Below are 2,083 nucleotides of genomic sequence, written 5' to 3'. Positions count from 1 at the left end.
CGGCCTGCGCGCCGTGCTGGCCCACCTGGCGCAGCGGCCCGGCCCCATCGTGGGGGTGCAGGCCTTGGCCACGGGCCAGGCCAGCGTGGCCCTGGAACGGCTGGTGCTGGAGCGCTCGCTGAGCGTGAACACCGCCGCCGCCGGCGGCAACGCCAGCCTGATGACTCTGGCCTGAGCGCCTGTCGGCTGCGGGCGCGTCTAAGGGTAAACCCTCTTATCGTATAACGTATACGATATAAAAATATGCGGATCAGCCGGGCCGATGGCCTGGCCAATTCGCACACCGCCACACCGCCCCAACGCCACCCGAATGCCCAAGCCCGTGGAGTCCCTCGCACTTGCCCCCGACGCCGCCAGCGAGGCCCTGTTGCCCGCGGGCTTGGCCCTGCCCGACGCGGCGCGCCGCTCCACCTCGGACTTCGTGGCCGAGACGCTGCGCGAGGCCATCGTCTCGGGCCAGCTGGCCAGCGGCGCCCTGCTCAAGCAGGACGAATTGGCCGAGCGCTTCCGCGTCAGCAAAATCCCGGTGCGCGAAGCCTTGAAGCGCCTGGAGGCCGAAGGCCTGGTCAGCTTCATCCGCAACAAGGGCGCGCTGGTGGCGTCCATGTCGCCCAGCGAGATCTGGGAGTACGTGGAAATCCGCGCCATGCTGGAGGCGCGCGCGGCCGAGCTGTCGGCCCCGCACATCAGCGACGCGAACCTGCAGGCCGCGCGCGAGGCGGTGCAGGCTTTTGGCAGCGAACGCAACCCGGCGCGCTGGGCCGAACTGAACTGGCGCCTGCACTCAGCGCTGTACATCGACGCCCAGCGCCCGGTGCTGATGGCCGAGATCCGATCCCTGTACGACAAGGTGGAGCGCTACGTGCGCGCCCTCCTGGCCGTGACCCCCGAATTGCCCAAGACCCAGCGCGAGCACCACGCCATCATCGAGGCGTTTGCCGCGCGGGACGCGGAGAAGGCGGCAACCCTGACGCGGGCCCACGTGCTCGACGGCGGGGCTTCCCTGGTGAAGTACCTCTCCGAACACCGCGCCGATGGGCGCAACCCCAGCCACTGACCCCCAGAACCACCCCGAAGGAGTCCAAGATGAAACATGCATTGATTGCCGCGGCCGCCCTGGCCACCCTGACCGGCACCGCCTGGGCCGACACCGTCGTCGCCATCGCGGGCCCGATGTCCGGCCAGTACGCCTCGGCCGGCGACCAGATCAAGAAGGGCGCCGAAATGGCGATCGCCGACATCAACGCCCGCGGCGGCGTGCTGGGCCAGAAGCTGGTGTTGGAAGTGGGCGACGACGCCTGCGATCCCAAACAAGCCGTGGCCGTGGCCAACCAGATGGTGAACAAGAAGATCGCCTTCATGCACGGCCACTGGTGCTCGTCCTCCACCATCCCGGCCTCCGAGGTGTACCTGGAGTCCAACATCCTGATGGCCACCGTCTCCACCAACCCCAAGGTGACCGACCGCGGCCTGAAGAATGTGTTCGCCATCGCCGGTCGCGACGACCAGCAGGGTCAGGTCGCCGGCGCCTATCTGGCCGAGAAGTTCAAGGGCAAGAAGATCGCCGTGGTGGACGACAAGAGCGCCTACGGCAAGGGCCTGGCCGACGAGATAGCCAAAGCCATGGGCGGCAAGGGCGCCAAGCCGGCACTGCGCGAGTCCATCACCGCCGGTGAGAAGGACTACTCCGGCCTGGTGGCCAAGCTCAAGCAAGCCGGCGTGGAAGTGCTGGCCTTCGGCGGCTACCACACCGAAGTCGCGCTGATCCTGCGCCAGGCCGAGCAGGCCAAGCTGAAGCTGACCGTGTTCGGTGGCGACACCCTGTCCAACACCGAGCTGGTCACCGCCGCCGGCAAGGCCGCCGACAACGTGTTGTTCACCTTCGGCCCGGACGCCCGCAAGAACCCCGCCGCCGCCCCGATCGTCAAGAAGTTCCGCGACGCCAAGGTCGAGCCCGAAGGCTACGTGCTGTACGCCTACGCCGCCTTCCAGCTGTTCGAACAGGCCGCCAACAGCGCCAAGAGCGTGAAGTACAACGACTTGGAAAAGGCCATGCGCAACGGCAAGTTCGACACCGTGCTGG

General features: G+C 67.8%; 2 protein-coding genes. Both read left to right on the top strand.

What is annotated here, in order from left to right:
• The first annotated feature begins 310 nt into the window (after positions 1-310).
• Entirely contained in the window at positions 311-1,057 is a 747-nt protein-coding gene (locus tag CON77_RS13995; RefSeq protein ID WP_101050117.1) for a GntR family transcriptional regulator, read from the top strand.
• 29 nt (positions 1,058-1,086) lie between these two features.
• A partial coding sequence (locus CON77_RS13990; protein ID WP_101050115.1) for a branched-chain amino acid ABC transporter substrate-binding protein occupies positions 1,087-2,083 on the top strand: 997 nt, incomplete at its 3' end.

The organism is Macromonas nakdongensis, assembly GCF_002837145.1.
GTDB classification, from domain to species: Bacteria; Pseudomonadota; Gammaproteobacteria; order Burkholderiales; family Burkholderiaceae_C; genus Macromonas_B; species Macromonas_B nakdongensis.
The sequence above is the reverse complement of the archived record's forward strand: the minus strand, read 5'-3'. Positions and strand labels throughout refer to the sequence as shown.